General features: G+C 37.5%; 25 protein-coding genes (1 of these 25 cut by a window edge). 17 read left to right on the top strand and 8 right to left on the bottom strand.

From position 1 onward, the window contains the following. The 4 genes from IGL31_RS11800 to IGL31_RS11785 all read left to right on the top strand — a co-directional run. Positions 1-347, top strand: the 3' portion of a protein-coding gene (locus tag IGL31_RS11800) for a Cof-type HAD-IIB family hydrolase (RefSeq protein ID WP_002304764.1). Its footprint begins 499 nt before the window's first position; only the last 347 of its 846 coding nucleotides appear in the window; the start codon falls outside the window, past its left edge; its stop codon occupies positions 345-347. A 280-nt stretch (positions 348-627) separates the two neighbouring features. Then, on the top strand, positions 628-1,848 hold the full coding sequence (locus tag IGL31_RS11795; protein WP_002301291.1) for a metallophosphoesterase family protein: 1,221 nt from the start codon (positions 628-630) through the stop codon (positions 1,846-1,848). After that, positions 1,845-4,565 (top strand): ATP-binding protein, encoded by a 2,721-nt coding sequence (locus IGL31_RS11790; protein WP_002286213.1) that lies wholly within the window; start codon positions 1,845-1,847, stop codon positions 4,563-4,565. Before IGL31_RS11795 ends, IGL31_RS11790 begins: the two co-directional genes overlap by 4 nt. Further along, on the top strand, positions 4,549-5,493 hold the full coding sequence (locus IGL31_RS11785; protein ID WP_002286211.1) for a 3'-5' exoribonuclease YhaM family protein: 945 nt from the start codon (positions 4,549-4,551) through the stop codon (positions 5,491-5,493). The genes IGL31_RS11790 and IGL31_RS11785 overlap by 17 nt, the downstream gene beginning before the upstream one ends. A gap of 67 nt (positions 5,494-5,560) precedes the next feature. On the opposite strand, the gene IGL31_RS11780 is transcribed toward IGL31_RS11785, so the two are convergent. The 3 genes from IGL31_RS11780 to IGL31_RS11770 all read right to left on the bottom strand — a co-directional run bounded on the left by IGL31_RS11780 (position 5,561) and on the right by IGL31_RS11770 (position 7,522). Continuing rightward, positions 5,561-6,571, bottom strand: a complete 1,011-nt coding sequence (locus IGL31_RS11780; RefSeq protein ID WP_002286208.1) for a peptidylprolyl isomerase — start codon at positions 6,569-6,571, stop codon at positions 5,561-5,563. A gap of 179 nt (positions 6,572-6,750) precedes the next feature. Then, on the bottom strand, positions 6,751-7,095 hold the full coding sequence (locus IGL31_RS11775; RefSeq protein ID WP_002286203.1) for a YtxH domain-containing protein: 345 nt from the start codon (positions 7,093-7,095) through the stop codon (positions 6,751-6,753). Then, positions 7,088-7,522, bottom strand: coding sequence for an HIT family protein (locus IGL31_RS11770; protein ID WP_002286201.1), 435 nt, complete (start codon positions 7,520-7,522; stop codon positions 7,088-7,090). Before IGL31_RS11770 ends, IGL31_RS11775 begins: the two co-directional genes overlap by 8 nt. Positions 7,523-7,659: 137 nt before the next feature. Here IGL31_RS11770 and IGL31_RS11765 point away from each other — a divergent pair, with 137 nt between their 5' ends. The 4 genes from IGL31_RS11765 (at position 7,660) to trmB (ending at position 11,319) form a co-directional block, all read left to right on the top strand. After that, a complete protein-coding gene (locus tag IGL31_RS11765) occupies positions 7,660-8,397 on the top strand; it encodes an ABC transporter ATP-binding protein (protein WP_002297572.1) in 738 nt (245 codons plus the stop codon). Continuing rightward, on the top strand, positions 8,390-9,601 hold the full coding sequence (locus IGL31_RS11760) for an ABC transporter permease (RefSeq protein ID WP_002286197.1): 1,212 nt from the start codon (positions 8,390-8,392) through the stop codon (positions 9,599-9,601). Before IGL31_RS11765 ends, IGL31_RS11760 begins: the two co-directional genes overlap by 8 nt. A 203-nt stretch (positions 9,602-9,804) precedes the next feature. Further along, on the top strand, positions 9,805-10,587 hold the full coding sequence (locus IGL31_RS11755; protein WP_002286194.1) for a phosphotransferase family protein: 783 nt from the start codon (positions 9,805-9,807) through the stop codon (positions 10,585-10,587). A 69-nt stretch (positions 10,588-10,656) separates the two neighbouring features. Then, positions 10,657-11,319 (top strand): tRNA (guanosine(46)-N7)-methyltransferase TrmB, encoded by a 663-nt coding sequence (trmB, locus tag IGL31_RS11750; RefSeq protein WP_002286189.1) that lies wholly within the window; start codon positions 10,657-10,659, stop codon positions 11,317-11,319. Between the two features lie 97 nt (positions 11,320-11,416). On the opposite strand, the gene ade is transcribed toward trmB, so the two are convergent. Next, positions 11,417-13,171, bottom strand: a complete 1,755-nt coding sequence (gene ade / locus IGL31_RS11745) for an adenine deaminase (protein WP_002286185.1) — start codon at positions 13,169-13,171, stop codon at positions 11,417-11,419. 131 nt (positions 13,172-13,302) lie between these two features. Here ade and comGA point away from each other — a divergent pair, with 131 nt between their 5' ends. The 9 genes from comGA to IGL31_RS11700 all read left to right on the top strand — a co-directional run bounded on the left by comGA (position 13,303) and on the right by IGL31_RS11700 (position 19,384). Further along, positions 13,303-14,232 carry a competence type IV pilus ATPase ComGA gene (comGA, locus tag IGL31_RS11740; protein ID WP_002293666.1) on the top strand — a complete coding sequence of 310 codons (930 nt, stop codon included), beginning with the start codon at positions 13,303-13,305 and terminating at the stop codon, positions 14,230-14,232. Continuing rightward, a complete protein-coding gene (gene comGB / locus IGL31_RS11735; RefSeq protein WP_002286180.1) occupies positions 14,189-15,238 on the top strand; it encodes a competence type IV pilus assembly protein ComGB in 1,050 nt (349 codons plus the stop codon). Before comGA ends, comGB begins: the two co-directional genes overlap by 44 nt. Beyond that, entirely contained in the window at positions 15,235-15,513 is a 279-nt protein-coding gene (gene comGC, locus IGL31_RS11730; protein WP_002286179.1) for a competence type IV pilus major pilin ComGC, read from the top strand. The genes comGB and comGC overlap by 4 nt, the downstream gene beginning before the upstream one ends. Beyond that, positions 15,488-15,958, top strand: a complete 471-nt coding sequence (gene comGD / locus IGL31_RS11725) for a competence type IV pilus minor pilin ComGD (protein WP_002317395.1) — start codon at positions 15,488-15,490, stop codon at positions 15,956-15,958. Before comGC ends, comGD begins: the two co-directional genes overlap by 26 nt. Then, entirely contained in the window at positions 15,930-16,277 is a 348-nt protein-coding gene (locus tag IGL31_RS11720) for a hypothetical protein (protein ID WP_002286177.1), read from the top strand. Before comGD ends, IGL31_RS11720 begins: the two co-directional genes overlap by 29 nt. Further along, complete coding sequence (gene comGF / locus IGL31_RS11715) at positions 16,240-16,665, top strand: competence type IV pilus minor pilin ComGF (protein ID WP_002325315.1); 426 nt, start codon at positions 16,240-16,242, stop codon at positions 16,663-16,665. The genes IGL31_RS11720 and comGF overlap by 38 nt, the downstream gene beginning before the upstream one ends. Further along, on the top strand, positions 16,637-16,996 hold the full coding sequence (gene comGG, locus IGL31_RS11710; protein ID WP_002293655.1) for a competence type IV pilus minor pilin ComGG: 360 nt from the start codon (positions 16,637-16,639) through the stop codon (positions 16,994-16,996). Before comGF ends, comGG begins: the two co-directional genes overlap by 29 nt. A gap of 171 nt (positions 16,997-17,167) precedes the next feature. Beyond that, a complete protein-coding gene (locus IGL31_RS11705; protein ID WP_086300248.1) occupies positions 17,168-18,175 on the top strand; it encodes a class I SAM-dependent methyltransferase in 1,008 nt (335 codons plus the stop codon). 24 nt (positions 18,176-18,199) lie between these two features. Then, complete coding sequence (locus IGL31_RS11700; protein ID WP_002286171.1) at positions 18,200-19,384, top strand: acetate/propionate family kinase; 1,185 nt, start codon at positions 18,200-18,202, stop codon at positions 19,382-19,384. 436 nt (positions 19,385-19,820) lie between these two features. On the opposite strand, the gene abc-f is transcribed toward IGL31_RS11700, so the two are convergent. The 4 genes from abc-f to IGL31_RS11680 form a co-directional block, all read right to left on the bottom strand. Further along, the gene (gene abc-f / locus IGL31_RS11695) at positions 19,821-21,404 is read right to left on the bottom strand and encodes a ribosomal protection-like ABC-F family protein (protein WP_086300249.1); all 1,584 of its coding nucleotides are present in this window, start codon (positions 21,402-21,404) and stop codon (positions 19,821-19,823) included. 104 nt (positions 21,405-21,508) lie between these two features. After that, complete coding sequence (locus IGL31_RS11690; RefSeq protein WP_002293651.1) at positions 21,509-21,637, bottom strand: hypothetical protein; 129 nt, start codon at positions 21,635-21,637, stop codon at positions 21,509-21,511. 344 nt (positions 21,638-21,981) lie between these two features. After that, positions 21,982-22,125 carry a portal protein gene (locus tag IGL31_RS11685; protein WP_002293650.1) on the bottom strand — a complete coding sequence of 48 codons (144 nt, stop codon included), beginning with the start codon at positions 22,123-22,125 and terminating at the stop codon, positions 21,982-21,984. 222 nt (positions 22,126-22,347) lie between these two features. Further along, positions 22,348-22,827 (bottom strand): universal stress protein, encoded by a 480-nt coding sequence (locus IGL31_RS11680; RefSeq protein WP_002293649.1) that lies wholly within the window; start codon positions 22,825-22,827, stop codon positions 22,348-22,350. Positions 22,828-22,881 lie beyond the last annotated feature (54 nt).

Genomic DNA, 22,881 nt, shown 5'->3' with positions numbered 1-22,881 from the left:
TTATTTTTATTCCTAATCGTCAATTGAAAGCTAATATATTTAACCATTTGAAAAAGATGCTAAATGTGTCTGTTACTGAATCGGCACCTGTAAATATTGAAATCGTACCTCAAAATGTATCTAAAGGCGTGGTGTTTGATCGTTTGGAATCAATCTACAATTTAAAGAAACCTTTGAGAATCGCGATCGGAGATAGTTTAAATGACTTATCTATGTTTGAAAGTGCAGATATTAGTTTTGCAATGGGAAATAGTCATCAAGAAATCATGAAAAAAGCTGATTATGTCACTGTTTCAAATGATAAAGACGGAGTATCTCAAGCATTTGAAAGAATTCTTACCATATAAACTAATTAAGGTAGTATAGAACATAGAATTCTAAATACGGAAAAATGGAGCATAAATTCCAGTACAAATAGTACTTCTTCAGTGTCAAACGAAGCGAATATAACATAGATATTTAGGATTGTGACAAAAATCATGTCACAATCTTTTTTTCGAATAAACTCATTTTTTGAAGCCGGCCATTTATCGTAATTTCTTTGCATAATACGAACAAATTTTCGGTTATTGATGAAAAAAAACATTGAAAATGGTATGATAAAAGAAAAAAAGGAGGAAATTTTTAATGGTGAAATTTATCCATGCGGCAGATTTACATATGGATCGGTCATTTGAAGGACTGACAACTCTTGATAAAACTGTACAGGAAAAACTATTGAAGACGAATCTGACCGTTTTATCAAATATCATTGAACAGGCAATAATAAATAACGTTGATTTTGTTTTACTTGCAGGAGATAATTTTCATCAAAATCGTCCTTCATTAAAAATACAGAAACATTTTTCAGAACAGATGAAACGGTTAGAAAAGAACCATATACCTGTATTTATAATATTCGGAAATCATGATTTCTATCAAAAAGAGCGGTATTGGTTCTCCTTTCCTAAAAATGTCCATTTATTTACATCCGAAACGGTAGAGACAAAAAAAATAACGATAAAAAGTGGAGAAACTGTCTCTCTCAGTGGATTTAGTTATCGTCAACCGTGGATTCAAAAAGACAAAGTGATGGAATTTCCTTCTAGAGAACTCACAGATTACCATATTGGGTTGTACCACGGGGAACCTGGCGTCTCTCAAAAAGGAAACTATGCTCCTTTCCAACCCTCAAAGATGCAAGAAAAGGGATACGATTATTGGGCTTTAGGGCATATCCATGTGCCAACGGTCTTAAATGAAAAGCAAACAATTGTTTATCCAGGTGCGCCTCAAGGTCATACTAAAAAGGAACAAGCTTCTACATCTATTCTACTAGTTGAATTAAGTAAAGGAAGTTGCCAAATACATCCGATTAAAGTAGCAGAGGTCTATTGGAAGACAAAGGAAATATCATTGAGGAAAGCAAGAACGACAAAAGAGGTCATTGTTCACATTCGTCAGCAGCTTTCAAAAGTAGAGGATGGATTTAGTTTAATTGAGATAAAATTAAAAGATTATGACCATCTCAATACAGATGTTTTGGAACGGATACAATCAGGAGAGCTATTAGACTATTTGTTAGAGGAATTCTCAGATAGGATAAATGATTTCTTTATTTGGCGTATTTCTCTCATAGAGAATACTTTTTATACGAAGATCCCACTTGCTGCTTCTGCTAAATTGATGGAACAGTTATTTCAATACTATCAGACACCTCAAGATTTCCAACAAATTTTAAATGAAGTATATAGTCATCAAGAAGCGGCTAGAATATTGAGCGAACTGCCGGAATATCAAGAAGAAACACTTGAAAAAGCCAAGCAGCTGCTTAATCAAGATTTTTTATTTGAGGAGGATCAGGAATGAAGATTTTAAGGATCGAGATTGCTGCTTTTGGAAAATGGCGTCAAAAAAGTTTTGACTTTTATTCAGGCAATCAGCTGATCTATGGGGGAAACGAAGCAGGAAAATCAACGATTTATCAATTTATTCAAGCAATATTATTTGGTTTCCCTTCAAAAGGCCGTAAAAAAAAGGATTATACACCAAAAGACGGCTCAGCCTATGGCGGCAAAATATGGCTTAAACATCCTGTATATGGTGAATTTGCTGTCGAGCGCTACAAGCAGCAAAATCGCGGAAAATCGAAGGTGTGGCTGGGGGATCAAGTGGGAAGTGATGAGTTACTAGAAAAACTGATCGCACCTTTGACGAAAGAGTTATTCCAGCAGGTATTTACTTTCCAGCAAGAGCAGTTGATGGAACTAGATCATTTGAGAGAAAAAGAGCTACATGATGCGCTGATTTCTTTAGGCATCACGGGCAGTTCTCAAGTATTCCAAAAGCGGCAAGAATATTATCAGAAAGCACAACAATTATTCAAGAAAAAAGGCCAAAAACTACTAATCAATCAAAAATTAAATGAATGGAAAGAGCTGCAAGAAAAAATTCATCAAAAACAAGAACAGGAAGCTTATTTTGGCAAGTTGATCCAACAAGAACAGGAATACGAGTCGCAACAGCAGCAGTTATTGGCACAATTAAAAGAGGCGAACAAACAATTTTCATTAGCCAGACAGCAAGAACTTAATTTTTCTTTATATGAAGAATGGCAATCTCTCAAAAAAAACAGCACTACAGGTCTTCCTGATGAGCAACTTCTTTTAGATCTGGAGTCTTTCTCCAAACGGTATCAGCAAACAAATGAGCGTTTGGAAGAATTAGAAGCAACACTGGAAAAGCATAGCGGGATGGATCAGCAGTCAGCCAGATATTATTTTTATTTAGAGCAGGAGCAGGAACTAAAAGATCTCCAGCAACTTCAATTTACAGCGGAACAATTAAACGAAGAATGGCAAAGATTACAAATTGAGACTAGAGAAACAAATTCAGAATTGAAGATTTTGGAACAAAGGTGGCATTGGCAGAAAAATCCGTTACCGGAAGAATTTTTATATGAAGAAGAATGGAAGCATCTTCTGGCTGAAGAAAGAAGGATTGCTGATCTAGAAAGCCAGATTTCTGTGCGTCTCCAAATAGCTAAAGAACAGCAAGAGATGATTGAAGCAGAAGTGAATGACTTGGAAGAGACCTATCCAGCATTATTACAAAATCAGTCAGAGATAGCACCAGTCTCTTCATCTAAACCGTATATGCTGATGGCTGGCGGAGCAATAATCATTGCAGGTATATTTGTACCAATGCCCTTGAAAGTGATCCTTTTACTAATTGGTGCAGGCATGATTGGCTATTTCTTCTACAAAAGGCAACCAAAAATTAAAACTAAAAATGATTTCTCTGAGATAAAAGGAATGTGGCAAGAAAAACTAGGACAACTTGATCTAGCCTTAGCTCAATTAGCTGAAGCAGAAGAAAAACAAAAGAGAACTGGAGAAGAAAAACAGATTCTTCAGCAAGAAGTATATCGTTTTGCGGATCATCGGCACTTAGGAAAGATGGATACGCTCAAACTCATGAAAGAATATGGACAGGAAGTCATAGATTATCAGAAATTATATGGCGTATTTGAGCGGAAACATAAAAGAGAACAGGAAATACAAGAAAAACTACGACAAATCGACCAAAAATTTGAGTTTGTTAAAGAATGGTTACCGATACAAGATAAGACAATTTCAGAAAAAATGGTATTGCTTTCCCGTTTTATACAAGAGATGGAACAGATGAAATTTGCCAGAAGCTATCAGCAAAATACTTTATTGAAGCAAGAAATCAATCAATTGAAAAAGAAACAAAAAGTATGGATACAAGAATACAGCGAACAATTGACTCAAGCAGGCTTATCTTATCCTTCGGAAGTACCTGTCTTTTTACAAAAAGCCAAACAAGCCGAACAGCAGATGAAAAGATACAATGAATTATCGGAAATGCTTACTCCACTATTTCCTGAAGAGCTGACAAAAGAGAAATTATCTGTAAGACTGCGCCAACTGAAAGAAAAGCAATCCCAACTCCAGCAAGAAGAAAAAGAAGCAAGTGAAAATCGGCAACGACTCCAACTTCAAGTAGAAGAGTTGCAAAGAGACGGCACATTGGACGAACTTTATCAACAAGCTAGCCGGCAAAAAGCAAAATTACAGGAATTACTGGAGGAATGGGGAGCACTTGAAATCGCCGGGACATTCTTAGGTGATCTTTCAACAGAGATGAGTGAAAGACAATTACCCCAGTTGTTAAGAGCAGCAGGTGATTATTTAGGTATTTTAACAAAAGGAAATTATCAGAAGATATTACTGAAAAATGATACACTGACTTTAACAGACGGATATACAGAATTTCCCATCTATGAGTTATCTACAGGTACGAAAGATCAGCTGATTATGGCGATGAGATTTGCTTACCTCTCATTAGAAGCTAACCGTTCGATATGCCCGATCATCATTGATGATGGCTGGCTTCATTATGATCATCAGCGAAAGTATCAATTAGCTGAACTTTTAGCTAAATTTGGAGAAAAGTATCAAATAATTTGTTTTTCTTCTGATAAAGAAATGGTAAGCTATTACCATGAGATGAACCAAATCGTAAAACAATTAGAAGGAGCAAATAATGAAAAAAATTCGTGATTTAGTAATCGATGAGCAGTTTGAACAATTTGTCCTGATCAAAAGTGCAGATGTAAGAATCGCTAAAAACGGAAAAAAATTTATTGCTTTTACTTTCCAAGATACTTCAGGTACTATCGATGGTAAATACTGGGATGCTTCGGAGGAGGAAATCAATAAATTTACAGCCGGCACAGTCGTTTTTCTAAACGGTAAAAGAGAGGTTTATCAAGGAAACCCTCAAGTAAAGATTCTTCATATGCGCTTAACAAGGGTAGATGAGCCAGGAGAGCCTAGTTTATACATGGAAAGAGCCCCTTTGAAGAAAGAAGAAATGGAAGAAGAAATCAATCAATTGTTGTTTGAGATCACCAATGCGCATTGGAATCGTATTGTTCGCTATCTACTTAATAAATATCAAAAACAATTTTTTGAGTTTCCGGCAGCAAAAAGAAACCATCATGCATTTGCCAGTGGATTAGCTTATCATACTTTGACAATGCTTCACTTAGGGAAATCAATCGCCGATGAATATCCTGAGCTGAATCGAGCATTGTTGTATGCTGGTATCATTTTGCATGATTTAGGAAAGGTGATTGAACTTTCCGGTCCTATGTCGACAGAATATACGCTTGCAGGAAATTTGATCGGTCATCTGGTATTGATTGACGAAGAAATAACTAAAGCCTGTCTTGCGTTGAAAATCAGCGAAGCTGACGAAGATGTTCTCGTATTACGTCATATGGTTTTAGCACACCATGGCTTATTAGAATATGGCTCACCTGTACGTCCAAGAATAATGGAAGCAGAAATATTACATCAAATCGACAATATCGATGCTTCGATGCAGATGATGTTGACTTCGATTCGTCAAACAGAACCAGGAAAATACACCGATCGGATTTTCGGTATGGACAACCGAAGTTTCTATGTACCAAAAGATTTATAGCAAAAATTTATTTTTTTCATTCAAAACAAAAAAGCGAGACATAAGTCTTCGCTTTTTTTGTTTTCTTTTATTTTGATGAATCAGTTGTTTCTTCAGTTGAAGATTCTTTTGTTGAATCAGTTGATTTTGTGTCAGAACTCTTTGTTGAAGCTGTAGTTTCACTTGAGTCTTTCGTACTTGATGAAGTTGTTGTGAATGCACTCAACACATTTTCAAAGGCATCATCTTTGATTTTTACATTTGCATCTTTTAATTCTTCACCGATTACTTTAGTTGTGAATGCATTGTCACTTAGTTTAGTTTCAGTAGCGATATCTTTTAGTTGATCTTTGTATTTATCCATGTCATTGCCTTTATTTTGGTTTTTCACCATTTTGACAACGTAGTATTCTGTCGCATAAGAAGTAGGATTTGTTGTAGTAATAACATCGGAGATCTCACCGTCTTTCAATTTGAAAGCTGCTTCTTTTACTTCTGCAGGAATAGTTGTTGTCGTTGAGTCGAATTTAACTTTACCGCCATCTTCTTTTGTCTCTGTATCAGTTGATTTGTCTTTGGCTAATTTAGAGAAATCATCTCCATCATCCGCTGATTTTTTCACATCTTTTGCTTCATCTTCACTTGATAATTTGATGATTTGTGCTTCTACTTCTGGATGGAAAGATTTCCAAGCAGTTTTCAAATCGTCATCTGTAATATCTACGTGAGCTTTCAAGCCAGCTTCAAAAGCTAAATTGTTACGAATATATTCTTTATAAGTATCTTTCGTATATCCAGCAGCTTCTAATTGTGATTCAAAAGTATCACCTAATGATTTCGCTTGTTTGTCGTATTCTGCATCCACTTGCTTATCGGTTACTTTATCGCCATATTTGTTATTGAATACTTTATAAATGATCATCCGTTGTACTAAGGATTGGTTCGATGATTCAAGTTTTGCTTCATCATAGAAATCAGATACAGTGATCGTTCCGCCTTTCATCGTTGCGATATCTTTATTAGTATCGCCTGAACAAGCTGCTAGAGTTAAAACAGCCAACGCACTAGTAGCTGCCAAAATAATTGATTTTTTTTTCATTAAAATTTGCACTCCTGTAATTAGTTATTATTTTTATATATTAACTATACCATATCCCATTTCCTTTAAAAACGTTGTCGTGGTAGTTTCAAACAAAATTCAAAATTTCATCACATTCCTAGGAAATACGCAAACTTTTCTCACTTATATAGTTAAATCTGTTGAGAAAATAATCATTATTATATTTGTTCAGGATACTCTGGCAGATCAGCTTTTAGTTTTTCTACTTGTTCATTGATTTGTGTGATACGTGGTTCGGCTTGGAATTTAAAATCTTCGATATCTTTTTTGATTGCTTCTTGGAAAGCAGGAATCACAGATTCAGCTGTTTCTTTTGTTTCGATCAATGCGCTTTTAAAATGATTCAGGCTGTTATTTAAATCATTTGTCAGAGTTGTTGCTTCTTCCAATTCTTCGATCAGTTTCTTTCTTGTTTCATTCCCGCTCCTGGGCGCCAATAACAGACCTCCGACAGTGCCAGCAGCAGCTCCAAATAACAGTCCTTTGAAAAAGTTTTTAATCATCGCAGGACACCTGCTTTACGATTGTTTCTTGAATAGCTTTTAGTTCTTCCGATCCATAACTATCTTGATGATTGACAAAGTGAATAGAAAAATCATCCTCTTTGCTGTAGCGAGGGACTAAATGGATATGTGAATGAAAAACAGATTGATAGGCTAGTTCACGGTTGTTATTCAAGATATTAAGACCTTTCATTTCTGGAAAAGCTTTTTCCAATGCTTGAGCAATCTTAGGCACACGCGAAAAAACCTCTCCTGCAAGTTCGGGATCATATTCAAAAATATCTGCTACATGACGTTTAGGCACAACTAATGTGTGTCCTTTCGTTGCTTGAGAGATGTCTAAAAAAGCATAGACCTTGTCGTCTTCATATATTTTATAGCTTGGGATTTCTTGATTGATGATTTTGCAAAAAATACAGTTTTCCATATAAAACATCCTTTCTATAAAGAATAAATACTTCAGCTTAACTTTACCATAAGTTAAAGCTATTGTAAGGAAAAAAACAAAATACCGTCATTTTCTTCGTGGTATAATAAATAAAAATAAATGGCGGAGGAAAAAGAATGAGTTTAATTATCGATCATGTCACAGGGGGGTACGGACATCTCCCTGTGTTAAAAGATATCAGTTTCGATGTACAGCCTGGAGAGATAGTAGGGTTGATTGGACTGAACGGAGCAGGGAAAAGTACGACCATCAAGCACATTATCGGTCTGCTGGAAGCTTCAAAAGGAACGATAGAAATCAATCATCTATCCTTAAAGAAAAATACGGAAGAATATCGCAAACAAATTGGGTATATTCCAGAGACTCCTTCTTTATATGAAGAATTGACATTGAGAGAACATATCGAAGTCACTGCGATGGCCTACGATATACCTATGGATACAGCAATGAAAAGAGCAGAAAAGTTGTTGGAGACTTTTCGGTTATCTAATCGTCTTGACTGGTTCCCAGCTAATTTTTCAAAGGGAATGAAACAGAAAGTGATGATCTTATGCGCCTTTTTGATCGAGCCTTCTTTATATATCATCGACGAACCATTTTTAGGCTTGGATCCACTAGCTATCAATGCATTGCTTGAATTGATGGTAGAAATGAAAAAAGAAGGAGCCGGTATTTTGATGTCTACGCATATTTTAGCTACTGCAGAAAAATATTGTGATCGTTTTGTGGTCTTACATAACGGAGAGATACGAGCAGACGGTTCTCTTGAGATGTTGAGAAAAGAATTTCAGCTGCCGGATTCTTCTTTGGACGAAATCTATATTGCTTTAACAAAGGAGCAGGCACATGAGTAGTTTTTTTCAAAAACGTTTAGCAAGACATCAAAAGAAAATGATGAAATATATGCGTTATGTATTGAACGATCATTTTGTTTTAGTTTGTCTTTTCTTGATTGGCGGTGTGGGATTATATTATTCTAATTGGTTGAAAACCCTGCAGCCACCGTTTGCAATTGGAGGGCTCATAATCTCTGTATTTTGGATGCTCTGTTTATTCGTGGGTAAGATGGCTACTTTTGCAGAGGCAGCAGATATTGTTTTTTTACTTCCTAAAGAAAAAGAAATGCAAACCTATTTGGAACGAGCTTTTCGCTATTCTTGCATTTTTCCGTTGATCTTTTTGATATTGGCATGCGGATTGGCCATGCCATTAGTGGTGGTTAGTACGGAGCAATCCTTTTCGATGTTTTTCGTCTATCTGATCATATTATGGAGTTTGAAATTCAGTCATCTGCAAATCAAGAGAGCAGAATTGTTTCGACTAGATCAACAAGTTATTCGTTATTGGAAATTAGGCTGGTTTTTTTCTTCTCTGATCTTTTTGTTTCTATCATTTTATTGGCTAATATGGGCAGGAATAGCAGGTGCATTAGTACAGGCAAGTCTATATTACTGGTTTTTGTGGAAGCAACAAGAAAAAGGATTGGATTGGGAGAAAATGGTGCATGTAGAAGAACATAGGTTGCATCAGATCTATCAATTTATCAATTTATTCACAGATGTTCCTGAAATTACGGCAAAGATCAAAAGAAGACGCTATTTGGATCCTATATTGACTCATATTAAAAGAGAATCAAAAAACACTTATCTTTACTTGTTTGCAAGAAGATTGGCAAGAGGTTCTGATTTTAGTGGTCTTTATTTCCGATTAGTAATTATAGGTGGGTTATTGATTGCCGGAGTAGTCGACTTTTATTTTAGTCTGATTATCGGTTTCTTATTTTTATATTTGATCGGTTTCCAACTGTTACCTTTAGCGAACCAGTTCCGCTATATGGTTCTCGTTCAGCTTTATCCAATCCATAAGAATCAGAAGAAGCAGGCGATTCAGTATCTACTCACATGGGTATTAATTATCGCGTCGGTTATTTTTGGTTTGATTGCTGCAGTCGTATTAGATGGGCAGCAGCGATGGGTTCCGCTAGCGGCTTATTTGATTGTTACTATGCTCTTTGTTAAACTATATGTACCAACTCGTTTGAAGAAGATGTCAGACTGAAAACAAAGCTGTGTAGGGTAAAAATGAGAATGAAAAATAGAGCGTTGACAGTAAGAATGCTGTTCGTTCTATTTTTTTTGAGAAAAGCTGGTTTTTTGAATGGCAATTAAATGAAAAAGAACGTATATGTGCTTGACGTGTAGTGTTCAGGCGACTAGAATAATAAGTACTGCAAAACAAAGAGTAAGAGGACGGGAGAATGCATGATGGAGTTTCAGTTAGACCAAGAGTGGCGGTTACGTCCCATCAAAGGCGACACAGGAAAAACATACATAGGCATGCGTGATGAGGACAAAGTCTTTATTAAACGAAACACGACTCCGATGTTGGCTGCTCTTTCAAGGGAAGGAATTACACCAAAACTTGTTTGGACAAAACGAACGGGGAATGGCGATACTTTGACAGCACAAGAGTGGCTGGAAGGTCGCTTGCTGACTCCTAATGAGATTGGTCAAAGAAACGACGTGATTGATGTTTTGTACCATTTACATCATTCAAATTCTCTTAAAACCATGCTGACCCGTATCGGTGGTCGTGTCATGACGCCGGAGAAGATGCTGCAAAAATATGAAAAAGAATTACCGGAAGAACTCCAGAAAAATCAATTTCTGCAAATTGTCCATCGTTTTCTTCGTGAGCAGATCCCGTCAATAGATAAGGAAAACTTATCAGTAGTACACGGAGATGTAAACCATCGTAATTGGTTAGTATGTAAAAATTATTTATATCTAGTCGATTGGGATTCAATCATGTTTGCAGACCCTGCGGTGGATATTGCAACGATTTTAGGAAATTATGTGCCACTGTCTAGCTGGAATCAGTGGCTGATCAGTTATGGCATACGCCCGACTGACGAAATGCTTGAAAAATTTCATTGGTATGCGGCCATGAATTTGCTCCAAGAAATCACCAGATATTGCAAACGTGAAGATCATCGACGGATGAACGAAGAAATTTTACAATTAAAACGAATTTTCAGTGGCTGAGGTTTGGCCCAAACTCTGCGGAGATTTGGCCAGACCTTTTTAATTAGAGGAAAGGAATGGAGATAAATAATGCGTGTCCGAAATCGTCCGGGAGCAGCGGAAATGTTAGCGGCTCACCCGAATTTTGTAATTAGTGATCCAACATTGTGGAAGGGAAAATGGAATGAATTGTTTGAAAACGATCATCCAATCCACATTGAGATTGGTATGGGGAAAGGCCAGTTCATTACTGGAATGGCAAAAGCCCATCCTGAAATCAATTATATTGGAGTAGAAATGCAGGTCAGTGTTGTTTCGATTGCACTAGACAAGTTGATCGAACAACCGCTTCCTAACCTGAAACTTCTACATGTGGATGGATCAGCGTTGACAGAGTATTTCGCTGACAGCGAAGTAGATCAAATCTATCTGAATTTTTCCGATCCATGGCCAAAAAAACGTCATGAAAAACGGCGATTGACATATAAGACTTTTCTTGCTGTAGATGAACAGATTCTTCGTCCAAATGGAGAAATCCATTTCAAAACAGATAATCAAGGATTGTTTGAGTATTCTCTGGCAAGTTTTTCTCAATATGGCATGATCCTCAAACAGGTATGGTTAGATTTACATCAAAGTCAATTTGAAGGCAATATTATGACGGAGTATGAAGAAAAATTTTCTTCAAAAGGTCAACGTATTTATCGAGTAGAAGCTCAATTTCAAGATAAGACCAAAAAGAAAAGTCTGTGAAACTAACTTTCTGCTTTCATAAAAACATTAATATCCATAAATAAATCCCAGAAAATGAACATTACAGATGTAATGTATTTTCTGGGATTTATTTGATTTAAAATGTATTTATTTCATCGGTTTTTCCACAAGGTGGAATCAATTGGAAGCGAGAAAATGAAAATAATCCTTTGTCGGTGATCTTCAATTCGGGTATGACAGATAATGTTAAGAAAGAAAGTGTCAAAAAAGGATCAAAGGTTTTAGCTGCTCCTAGTTGATGTGCTTTAGTTATTAATTCATTCAACTGTTCATAGACGATCGAAAAAGGTTCCTGTGTCATGATTCCGCCTATAGGAAGAGAAACACAAGCTATTTCCTGCTGTTTGTTGACAACGGTCATCCCGCCACCTTTTTGAATCAAAAGATTAGCAGCATACAGCATATCCTCGTCGTTTGTCCCAACGACAACTAGATTATGCGAGTCATGGGCAATCGTTGTCGCTATCGCTCCTTGTTTCAGCTGAAATCCTTTCACTATGCCTAATCCAATGTTTCCCGTTTGATGGTGACGCTCGATCACCGCAATCTTTAATTGGTCTTTTTCGATTGAAGGAATGAATCGTTCGCCTTGTCGGTCCACTTTTTCTACCAAATCTTTAGTCACTAGACTATTCGGGATAATTTCGATCACATGGGCTTGTGAAGAAGAAAGAAGCAGCTCTAACGAATGTGGATTTAATGGTTGAGCGTTTAGTTTTGGCAGACAACACGTATATGAATTTGAATGATCAGCAAATAAATGGTCTTGGAGTTGCCCAGATTGAACAACTAATGTTCCCTTATAGAAAACTTCATGAATTGGCAGCTTGGTAAGATCGTCTGTTAAGAAGAAATCAGCTTGATACCCAGGGGCAATCGCACCTAGTGTTTTCAAATCAAAACATTCTGCTGCATTCAATGTTGCCATCTGAATGGCTTGTAATGGATCGATTCCAAGTGCAATAGCTTGACGGACGATATGATCGATTGATCCTTCTTTTACTAAATCATTGATCAGTTTATCATCGGTGACAAAGAAGCATCTTCTTGAATTTTCAGGTGTGATCGCCGGTAGTAGCGATGCCAGATCTTTTGCAACGGTCCCTTCTCGAACCATTAAATACATACCAAGATCCAAACGTTCTTTAGCTTCTTTTGCAGTTGTAGCTTCATGATCCGTCCGAATACCTGCTGCAGGATAAACATTTAACTCTTCCATGCCGATACCAGCTGCATGCCCGTCAATTTTTTTCTTATGCTGGTGCATCAATTGGATCTTTTCTAGGATGTCTGTTTCATTATTTGCTACTGCTTGATAGTTCATGACTTCAGCTAAGCCTAAAACTTCGGGTTTTTGTAAAAAAGGGGCTAATTTTTTTGCATTTAAATTTGCACCATTGGTCTCAAAAGGGGTTACAGGTACACAAGAAGGTAGCATAAAAAAGATATTCATGAGTGTTTGTCTTGCATCTTCTATCATAAACTCAAGACCTGTACTCCCAGCAATGTTTCCTATTTCATGGGGATCTGTCACTACAGTAGTAACTCCATGAAGCAAGGATACTTTTGAAAATTCGCTTGGTGATAAAAGTGAGCTTTCGATATGCACATGGCCATCGATGAATCCTGGCACTAGATATTGCCCATTAGCATTATGTACGCTTTTTCCTTCGTATTCACCGATTCCTACGATCATTCCTTCGCAGATTGCTACATCTTTTTCCATGATTTCTTTCGTAAAGACGTTGACGATCTTAGCATGCTTGATCACTAGGTCAGCAGGCTTTTTTTTACTTGCTACTTCGATATATTTCCTTAATGTTGTTTCCAATGGAGTGCCTCCCAAGATAAATTTTTATAAGTATAACATAAATTCGGCTTTTGCCAATATTTTTTTGTAAATTCATTTTATTTGAAACAAAAAGATCAAAAAGACGTATGTTTTTTGTGGAGGGGAGAATAATGGAAATAAAACGATTATCGGATCAAATGATAAGTGAAAGTTTTGCCAAACATGCCCAAGACGTATATATATTGCCAGCTTCAGAAGTATTTTACATCTATTTTCGCTATGGAAAAAAACGAACATTCTGGAAGAAAGTCTCTTCGGCAGATGGACAGCAACTGATCTCAAGATTTAAGTATTTGGGACAGATGGATATCGGAGAAAAAAGAAAAGCTCAGTTAGGTGCATTTACTTATTCTTTAGAAAAACAGGAAGTTCGTCTGCGGTTGTCTTCTGTAGGAGATTACCTTCAACGAGAGAGTTTAGTGATTCGGCTATTATACGGTACTTTTGAAACACCCCATCGTTGCTTTAGTTCTCGAGATTTTGCAACTATTTTACAGAAAACCGTCAGACGTGGATTATACCTTTTCAGCGGACCAGTCGGATCAGGCAAGACTTCTCTAATGTATCGGTTGGCTTTGGAAGAAAAATTGCAAGTGATTACTATCGAAGATCCTGTAGAGATAGAAGAACCGTTTTTTCTGCAGCTACAGATCAATCCGAAAATAGCACAGACTTATGATACACTTTTGAAACTCGCATTACGGCATCGTCCAGACTTGCTAATCATTGGCGAGATAAGAGATGAATCAACTGCACATGCTGCGGTAAGAGCAGCACTAACAGGGCACCGGGTTTTTGCAACCGTACATGCACGCAATCTTGAAGGTACATTGGTCAGAATCCATGAACTGACAAAGAAAAAAGAAGAGCTATCTGAATGTTTAGCTGGTGTCATTTATCAAGAACTTTTGGAAGATGCCAATCACCATCCTTCTGTTTTATGGAGTTATCAATTTATGGAGGAAGAATCAGTAAAAAAATCATGGGAGGAAAGTTATGAAGAAGCTCAGGAAAATATTTGGCAGTCAGAACTATTCTAAAGGATTAACAAGAAGCCAGCAAAACCAGTTTGCACAAACCATGGGAGAACTGCTTTTATCTGGTTTTAGTCTGCAAGAATCCCTTTATTTATTACTCACGATCCGTTCGTTTCCACCTGTTATTTTGGCAAATATCCAACATCAGCTAAAGGAAGGGCAAGCGTTTAGTGAGGTACTTTCGCAAATAGGATATGGAGCAGAGCAACTGGTACAGATCGAGTTAGCTGAACGTCATGGGAATCTGCCGACAACTTTGTTGGAAATTGCCAAACAGTTTCGGCTTGTTGAAGGATTTCGCAATGATTTGAAAAAGCTGCTTGCATATCCGATGCTATTGCTCACCTTTTTGCTAGGTATCTTGTTTAGTATGCGGTTGTTCGTTTTGCCTCAGCTTATTGGTTCAGGAATGGTCATGCAAGAGCATTGGGGTATTCAGCTGATACAAGTCTTTCATTGGTATGTTCTACTATTCATCCTAGCGGTTACTCTATTGGCTTTACTAGTAAGGTATCGTCTGATGAAGTTGTCTCCTGTTGATCAGAGTGAATGGATAAGCAGACAATTATTGATTGGACCGATATATTCCTTGTATCAATCGGCTTATTTGTCACTAGAGATTGGAAAGCTTTTTCATGAAGGTTTCGAATTAAGGCAAATCATAGTCTGCTTAAAGGAAACGAAACAAGAAAGTCTGATTCAGCATCTTGCCTCTAAGTTGATTCAAGGATTGGAGGCAGGTATGTCATTGGCTGAGCAGTTCCAGAATTATCGTTTTCTATCAGAAGAATTCAGTAAAATTGTTTTACAGGGAGAGGCAAAGGGAAGTTTAGGTAAAGAACTGATTTTTTACAGCGAATGGACAAGAAAACAGCTTTTCAAACGTCTTCATCACTGGATGCATTTTATTCAGCCAATCATTTTTTTGGGCGTAGCGGCTTTGATTTTATTAGTTTATGCCGCTGTTTTATTACCTGTTTACGGAAGCATAGAGGAGGTTTTGCCATGAAAAAGAGAAAAATATCTTATTATAGCGGTTTTACATTGATCGAAATGCTAATCGTCTTACTGATCATCAGTGTATTAGTGTTGTTGTTCGTCCCTAATTTGTCGCGTTATAGGAATCATGTAGACCAAGAAAGTCGTGAAGCGATCATCCAGTTGGTAGACACACAAAAAGAGCTCTATGCGCTTCAAAATAACGGAAGAGTTCCTACTGTGGAGGAATTGTTGAATGAAGGCTATATCAAACGAGAACATGCAGAAATCTATCAGCGGCCTTGAAGGTAAGGTTTTAGCATCAGGATATACGTTGTTTGAATCACTCTTACTGATTTTATTACTTACAACGATCCTTTCTTTTCCAGTTCTCGCATTTTCTGCATGGAAGAATGAATTGGCAGTCTATCAATTTTTCGGCCAATTTGAAAAACGAATCTATTCTACGCAAAAAATCGCTATTGTGAATCAGATCCAAACAGGCTTTTATTGGAATAGTGAAGAGAATCAAATCATTTTTCATGTTCCGAATCCAGATAAAATAAATTGGGAAGTATTAGATATTCCTGATGAGATTACCTTGAAACGCCATGCTTCTATTACTTTTGCTGCTAGAACCGGGAATGAAAGTTCACTAAAAGCTTATCAATTTTATTGGGAAGAAAAAGAGCGGACGATTACGTATCAATTCCAGATAGGGAGTGGTCGCTATACAAAAAGAATTGAATAAAACAGGATTTGTTTTGTTGGAGTCCCTTACAGCGCTTATGATCGCTTCTGTCTGTGTCTACTTAGTGAGCTTTGGCCAGCTGTTTTTGCTTCAGGCAGAAAAGAAAAGTGGGGAGGAACTGCTATTTATTCGAATGATTTATGAAGATATCAAGACGCAGCGGATGTATCACAAAAGACCAGAGCGAAGGGAAGAAATGATCCCATACGATATCCAAATTGTCGATAATAATGGAGTAATCGAAAAAGTGTTTGTCAATATGGAGAAAGAAGCGATCAGTATTGAAAAAACAAGTAATTCCAGCATTTACGCTGATTGAATGTCTAATTGGACTGATGATATTGAGCAGTCTATTGCTCACATTCAATCTTTTGATTCAGCAAACCATCCAAGTAAGTGAATTTTTGCAGCGTAAAGATCAAAAAGAGTGGCTAATATTTTTAGCACAATTAGAAGAAGAACTCAAGAGCAGTCACAATGTCTCTGTGAAAAATCAGCAACTGCACTACACGATCGAGGATAAACAGTATATCATCGAAAGATATCAGGCAATGATACGTAAAAGAAGAACTTCCGGCGGACATCAACCTATGTTAACAAGTATCACTGAGCTTCAATTATTGGAAAAAGAACACACAATTTCTTTTTATGTACACTTTGAAAATGGAGAAGATGGATATGCCATATGGACAAAAAACGATCAGTAGAAAATGTTATAAGGGCTCTATTTTATTTTCTGTCTTGCTTTTATTTCTTTTATGTACGTTTTTATTGATGGCAGCATTAGAAAGCTACCGTTTGTCAATGGATCTTAATATACGAATCAAAAATTATTATATAGCAAAAATAATGAAGCAGATGGCTTTATCGGAACAGTCTACGCTTGCCGAAAGTTCGGAAGGAGTTTTTTACTACACAACTGGATCTGTAACATATCAGTGGGTACAACAGTCCCTATTCTTAGAGGTGGAAGTCTCACCGTTTATCTTTCGGTTCACAGAAGAAGTAAAAAATGATACAGATACTAGTACAGAATGATGGAATGTTCGTGAAAACGCCCTCTTTTCTGTTATAACACTGTTTTTAATAAAAAAATGTTTGCCGTTTCACAAATAAAAAACAGTGAAAACGATTGAAATTTTGTCAATTGTTCGATAGAATTAAACAGGTGAAAAAATTGTTATAATATATCTAGAAATGAGGTGCACCATGTTACCAGAAAAAATGGAACAAGGGTTTAATCAAAACCTGGAAGCTATTCAGCTTTTACAGAATGCATTGGGAACTTCCTTTTTAGAAGCCTATGTCGAAAATGCAGAAAATTTAATAGATGATTATCAAGTACGTGTGGTGGATGGAGTGCCGACAAAAGAGACAACGCAACGGATCACAGCTCTTTATGAAGAGTTGAAGAAACTTTCTTTCGAGCCAGAAGAATGGCGCAGACTGTCTCAATTACTTTTATTGAAGGGCAGCCAGACAGAACATTTGCAGGCGAACCATCAACTCACTCCTGATAGTATCGGTTTTTTATTTGTTTTTCTTATTGAACAACTATACACAAATAAAAAAGCACCGGTTAAGATTCTGGATATTGCGGCAGGAATGGGCAACTTGTTATTAACAGTTCTTTTAAACCTATCGAATGCGGGGTACCAAACAGAAGGAATTGGTGTGGATATTGATGATACATTGTTGGCTGTCGCAGCTTCTACAAGTGATTTGACACAAGCAAATGTTCAATACTTTCATCAAGACGGGTTGCAGGATTTATTAATAGATCCTGTCGATTTTGCAATCAGCGATTTGCCAATCGGTTATTATCCGAATGACGAAAAAGCAAAAGAGTTTTTAACAAGTACCGAAGAAGGCCATAGTTATGCACATCATTTATTGCTAGAGCAATCAATGAAATATGTGAAGCCGGATGGTTTTGGTTTGTTTTTGATGCCGAGTGGATTTTTAGAAACGGATCAAAGTGAAAAAATCAAAAAATGGTTTAAAGAAGAAGGTTATCTTCAAGGAATGATTCAATTGCCAGATGAATTGTTCCGTAATAAACAATCGCAAAAAAGTATTTTGATCTTACAGAAAAAAGGACCACAAGCACAACAAGTAAAAGAAGTCTTGCTTGTGAAACTTGCTTCATTAAAAGAACCAGAGAAGGTGACGGAATTTTTCAACGAGTTTAAAAACTGGAAATCATCTGCTCTGTAATCATTCAACGAGAAGGAGAGTCATATGTCTAAAACAATTGCAATCAATGCTGGGAGTTCAAGTTTGAAATGGCAATTATATCAAATGCCAGAAGAAACCGTAGTTGCGAAAGGGATCGTCGAACGTATCGGTTTACAAGATTCTATTTTTACCATCAAGTACGGCGATAATCAAAAATTCGAACAAATCATGGATATCGAAAACCACGAAGTAGCAGTAAAAATGCTGTTAGATCAGTTGATTGAACTGCAAATTTTAAGCTCTTATGATGAAATCACCGGAGTAGGGCACCGTGTTGTTCACGGAGGAGAAACTTATGGGGATTCAGTAGTGATCGATGAGAAAGTAATGGACCGCATTGCTGAATTAGCAGAATTTGCTCCTTTGCATAATCCTGCAAACTTAATGGGGATCAAAGCGTTTAAAAAGATTTTACCTGACATTTTGAGTGTGGCTGTATTCGATACATCTTTCCACTCAACAATGCCAAAGCAAAATTATTTATATAGCTTACCGGTGTCTTATTATGAAGATTTCAAAGTAAGAAAATATGGCTTCCATGGCACAAGTCATCGTTATGTGTCGGAACGTGCGGCAAAATTATTGAACAAACCGATCGAAGAACTAAAAATCATCACTTGCCACTTAGGAAATGGTGTATCGATCACAGCAGTCGATGGAGGTAAATCCATGGATACTTCTATGGGATTCACACCATTAGCTGGGGTGACAATGGGTACACGTTCAGGTGATATCGATCCAGCTGTTCTCCCATATTTAATGGAAAAATTAGAGATTGATATTGATGAAATGATCAATGTTTTGAACAAGAAATCTGGTCTGCTAGGCCTAACAGGATTGTCTAGTGATATGCGTGATCTTGAAAAGAACTATGAAAAAGAACATATTCGTTTAGCTTATGACATTTTCGTGGACCGCATCCGAAAATACATCGGCGGTTATGTGACAACGATGAATGGTGTTGATGCAATTGTCTTTACTGCTGGTATCGGCGAGAATGACGGACATGTACGTAGTGAAATCATCAAAGGTATGTCTTGGTTTGGTTGTGAAATCGATCCAGCGTTGAATGAATTGCGTGGTGAAGAAGTAGATATCTCTACAAAAGAATCAAAAGTAAGAGTATTAGTGATCCCAACAGATGAGGAACTAATGATTGCCCGTGATGTGGAGCGTCTGCGCGGCTAAGCCAAAGCATTCGTTAGGATAAAAGATGAAACGCATGCAAGAGGGAATTCTTGCATGTGTTTTTTTTGCGGAGAAGACCGCAAAATGGTAATTTAACTTCAATTTCCCTTCTTTTTTACAGGATCTTCTTAGGGAATTTTGCTTGGAAAAGTGGTCAAAAGGGAAAAGACTGGCATTTTATTTATTGATTTTCAGGAAAATCCCAATATTTTATTTTCATTCATCTTTATAAGGGACATTACATATGTAAAAAGAAAAAACATTTTTAGATCAGCCTCGTGGGCTGTCGACTTTATTCTTCGCTTTATGTTTAGCTAGAAAATCGATCCGAAACATTTATTGATCGAATAATAAAAACTTGATTTTCCACCTGTGCTTTGACTGAATCGTGAAAGCACAGGTATGAAAATCAAGTTTTTTGTTGCGAAAAAGCGTCCTAGTCAATCAGTTGGCCGAGCGGCTGGCGGCTGATCTGCTCCTGCTCAATAACGAGTGCTTCTTGGAAGTGTTGCTGCAAAAAGTAGCGATCATGGCTGACTGCTAGGAGCGTTCCTTGATAGTCTTGCAGCATTTCTTCAATTTCTTCTCGAGCATAGCTGTCGAGGTGATTGGTTGGTTCATCCAAAATCAGGACGTTGATTTTTTCTAAAAAGAGTTTCAGCAACGCCAAACGGATTTTTTCACCACCGGATAAATCTTTGATCCGTTTACCCACATCGCTTTGATAAAAGCCACTTTTGGCTAATTGCCGTCGAGCGACTTCTTCGTTTCCAGTCAATGTGATGGCGTAAGCCAGCAAACGGCTATCGGGATCGGCAAACTGCAGCTGCTGCGGCAAATAACCGATTTGCAAGCTACTACCTAATTTGATGGTGCCACCGTAAGGCTTTTCCTCACCGAGTAATAATTTGAGTAAGGTTGATTTTCCTGCACCATTGTCGCCGATGATGGCTAAATGATCTCCACGATAGACTGCAAAACTGCTGTCTTTGAATAGTACTTGATCAGCGTACTGCTGGTGCAAGTTTTGAATGATGAAAACTTCTTTGCCAGATTTTCCACCATTAGACAAGCTTTGCAGCCGATTTTTCGGGGGAGCTGGCGGTTTGACGAGTGTCAGTTTCGCCAGGCGGCGTTCCAGTTCTTTGGCTTTTTTGAAGAAGGACTCATTGTCTCCTTCATGTGCCCACTGACGAAAACGACGAATCATGACTTTCAACCGCTGGACTTCTTTTTGCTGCAGTTCGTAATTTTTTGTCAGCTCAGCCAAGCGAGCTTCTTTCAAGACTCGAAAACGGCTGTAGTTTCCGGGATACTCAATCAATGCACCTTCTTCCAGTTCCCATGTTTTTGTGGTGACTTGATCGAGAAATTGCCGATCATGAGAAACGACCAGAATCGATTTTTTTGTATTCTGTAAATAGTTTTCCAACCAGCGAATACTGTTAAGATCTAAATGATTGGTCGGTTCATCGAGTAAAAGTAAATCGGCATCGGCTGCTAAAATTTTGGCTAAAGCGACTTTAACTCGTTCGCCTCCGCTAAGTTCTGTTAACCGTGCTTCCTGACGGTGTGGAATCCCTAAGCCTTGCAAGATCGCTGCAATCCGGTCTTCTAATACGTAACCGCCTAGTTCTTCAAAGCGATGCTGCAGCTCACCGTAACGGGTCAGACACTTCTCTAAGTTTGTATCTGGTTCTGTCATCAATGCTTCGTAGCGACTCATTTGCTGTTTGAGGTCCTGTATCTCAGCGGCAGAATGGAGCAAGTAGTGGTTGACGGTTGCTTCGGAAACTGTAAGTTCTTGTTCGACCGTCCCGATCTTTAAGCCTTTTTTGCGACTGATAACACCGCTGTCGACACCTTCTCTGCCGGTCAAGATTTGTAAAAAGGTTGATTTGCCAGTTCCGTTGATACCGACTAAGGCAATTTTTTCACCAGCTTCAATTTGACAGGATAAATCCTCAAATAATGGATTCCCGCCGATTGTTTTTTTAATAGAAATTGCTTGTATGATCATGATCTCTCTCCTTGAGACCACTCAAAAAGGCCATGGTTATCCATGGCCTGTGTTATTTAAACTCAGATTATCATGAGAAAAATACCTTGAGATGGCCATTGATTTTACGTGAATTCAACTGTTTTGGACAAACTTGTCCCGTCAACAGCAACTGTAAAACCAATTGCATGGCTAAATGCGATATGGTATCGTTGGTAATTTTCATTACTTGTTATTTTAGTCATGCGCATCATAGTATTTTCCCTCCTTCGTGTAGTTGTCTTTTCCAGTGTACCTGAAAGTGTCAGAAAGTTCAACTAGCGCTGACATTTACTTAATATTTATCGATGTGTAATTCTGTCAGAGAGCTTTTTTTATCTGACTGAGGGTAATGTCTCGTGGACCACATCATTGTATTCTGAGCTAAACCAGCGTTCAGGCGAAATCATATGGTGTTTGATAAAAAACTTTGTCTACATGACTTCCTTTTGCCATTTGCTTAATACCGTTGCATTAAACAGCTCTTCTCTTTGGAAATCTCACCAACATCGCGTTCAGGAGTATCGTTGTGGTTGCAATGGCAAGCGGTAGCCTTTCATCAATTCTTGAATGATTTACCGAATGTAGCACTTGCCTTCTCGCGGTACCCGAACCCGAAATAAAATTTTAGTTTGGCGATAAAATCGGTATCCGCCATCGATACTTCATATTTTTTCGTATCAGATTCATCGGAAACTTCCACATTGACGAACCAATAAGCTTTGGCATGCTTAGGTCGTTTTAAACCACACCAGGGCGACTAATCGCCCTGGTGTTCACTTTTTTTTATTTTACTTGAACTCATTGACTGTTTTCCCTTTATTTTAAACATTATAAAGACCGATGAGTGCTTGCCGCGTCTTTTGTTTTTATCACGGTTTTTTGTGCAAAAAAACCTGCCGATAGTTGGCAGGTCGTCTACGTGTTAAGCTTTGGTGTGGTCTTTAGCTGGCAATTGGTTTTCTAAATCAGTTCGGACAACAAGCACATCGCAAGCTGCGTTTCTAATAACATATTCAGAAACAGAACCAATAAATAAACGTTCTACAGCATTCAATCCTGTGGCTCCTAACATAATCAAATCTACTTGATTATCTTCTGGGATTTCTCTGGCAATAATTTGTTTTGGTGAGCCATATTCTACGACAGAGGTTACATTATTCAAGCCAGCTTTCTTCGCATTGCTTTCATAATCTGCCAATGTTTGCTTTGCCATTTCAGTAGCTTGTTCTGCAAGCATTCCATCAAAGGATGAAACGGTTTGGAAAGAACGTGTGTCAATGACATGTGCTAATAGAAGTTCTCCGTTATTTCGGATAGCTACATTGACCGCCTTTTTAAAAGCTAATTCAGCTTCATCAGAACCATCTACGGCAACCATGATTTTTTTGTATTGTTGTAACATAAGCATTCACTCCTCAAGTCAATCGTATTGTACTCTTTTATTGTAGAACACTTT

Source organism: Enterococcus sp. MSG3290, assembly GCF_050555565.1.
Lineage (GTDB): Bacteria > Bacillota > Bacilli > Lactobacillales > Enterococcaceae > Enterococcus_B > Enterococcus_B faecium.
The sequence above is the reverse complement of the archived record's forward strand: the minus strand, read 5'-3'. Positions and strand labels throughout refer to the sequence as shown.

Excerpts from the sequence above, each read along its gene's own strand:
- IGL31_RS11795 (WP_002301291.1), top strand. The coding sequence starts at position 628 with ATGGTGAAATTTATCCATGCGGCAGATTTACATATGGATCGGTCATTT.
- IGL31_RS11790 (WP_002286213.1), top strand. The coding sequence starts at position 1,845 with ATGAAGATTTTAAGGATCGAGATTGCTGCTTTTGGAAAATGGCGTCAA.
- IGL31_RS11785 (WP_002286211.1), top strand. The coding sequence starts at position 4,549 with ATGAAAAAAATTCGTGATTTAGTAATCGATGAGCAGTTTGAACAATTT.
- IGL31_RS11780 (WP_002286208.1), bottom strand. The coding sequence starts at position 6,571 with ATGAAAAAAAAATCAATTATTTTGGCAGCTACTAGTGCGTTGGCTGTT.
- IGL31_RS11775 (WP_002286203.1), bottom strand. The coding sequence starts at position 7,095 with ATGATTAAAAACTTTTTCAAAGGACTGTTATTTGGAGCTGCTGCTGGC.
- IGL31_RS11770 (WP_002286201.1), bottom strand. The coding sequence starts at position 7,522 with ATGGAAAACTGTATTTTTTGCAAAATCATCAATCAAGAAATCCCAAGC.
- IGL31_RS11765 (WP_002297572.1), top strand. The coding sequence starts at position 7,660 with ATGAGTTTAATTATCGATCATGTCACAGGGGGGTACGGACATCTCCCT.
- IGL31_RS11760 (WP_002286197.1), top strand. The coding sequence starts at position 8,390 with ATGAGTAGTTTTTTTCAAAAACGTTTAGCAAGACATCAAAAGAAAATG.
- IGL31_RS11755 (WP_002286194.1), top strand. The coding sequence starts at position 9,805 with ATGATGGAGTTTCAGTTAGACCAAGAGTGGCGGTTACGTCCCATCAAA.
- trmB (WP_002286189.1), top strand. The coding sequence starts at position 10,657 with ATGCGTGTCCGAAATCGTCCGGGAGCAGCGGAAATGTTAGCGGCTCAC.
- comGA (WP_002293666.1), top strand. The coding sequence starts at position 13,303 with ATGGAAATAAAACGATTATCGGATCAAATGATAAGTGAAAGTTTTGCC.
- comGB (WP_002286180.1), top strand. The coding sequence starts at position 14,189 with ATGAAGAAGCTCAGGAAAATATTTGGCAGTCAGAACTATTCTAAAGGA.
- comGC (WP_002286179.1), top strand. The coding sequence starts at position 15,235 with ATGAAAAAGAGAAAAATATCTTATTATAGCGGTTTTACATTGATCGAA.
- comGD (WP_002317395.1), top strand. The coding sequence starts at position 15,488 with ATGCAGAAATCTATCAGCGGCCTTGAAGGTAAGGTTTTAGCATCAGGA.
- comGG (WP_002293655.1), top strand. The coding sequence starts at position 16,637 with ATGCCATATGGACAAAAAACGATCAGTAGAAAATGTTATAAGGGCTCT.
- IGL31_RS11705 (WP_086300248.1), top strand. The coding sequence starts at position 17,168 with ATGTTACCAGAAAAAATGGAACAAGGGTTTAATCAAAACCTGGAAGCT.
- IGL31_RS11700 (WP_002286171.1), top strand. The coding sequence starts at position 18,200 with ATGTCTAAAACAATTGCAATCAATGCTGGGAGTTCAAGTTTGAAATGG.
- abc-f (WP_086300249.1), bottom strand. The coding sequence starts at position 21,404 with ATGATCATACAAGCAATTTCTATTAAAAAAACAATCGGCGGGAATCCA.
- IGL31_RS11690 (WP_002293651.1), bottom strand. The coding sequence starts at position 21,637 with ATGATGCGCATGACTAAAATAACAAGTAATGAAAATTACCAACGATAC.
- IGL31_RS11680 (WP_002293649.1), bottom strand. The coding sequence starts at position 22,827 with ATGTTACAACAATACAAAAAAATCATGGTTGCCGTAGATGGTTCTGAT.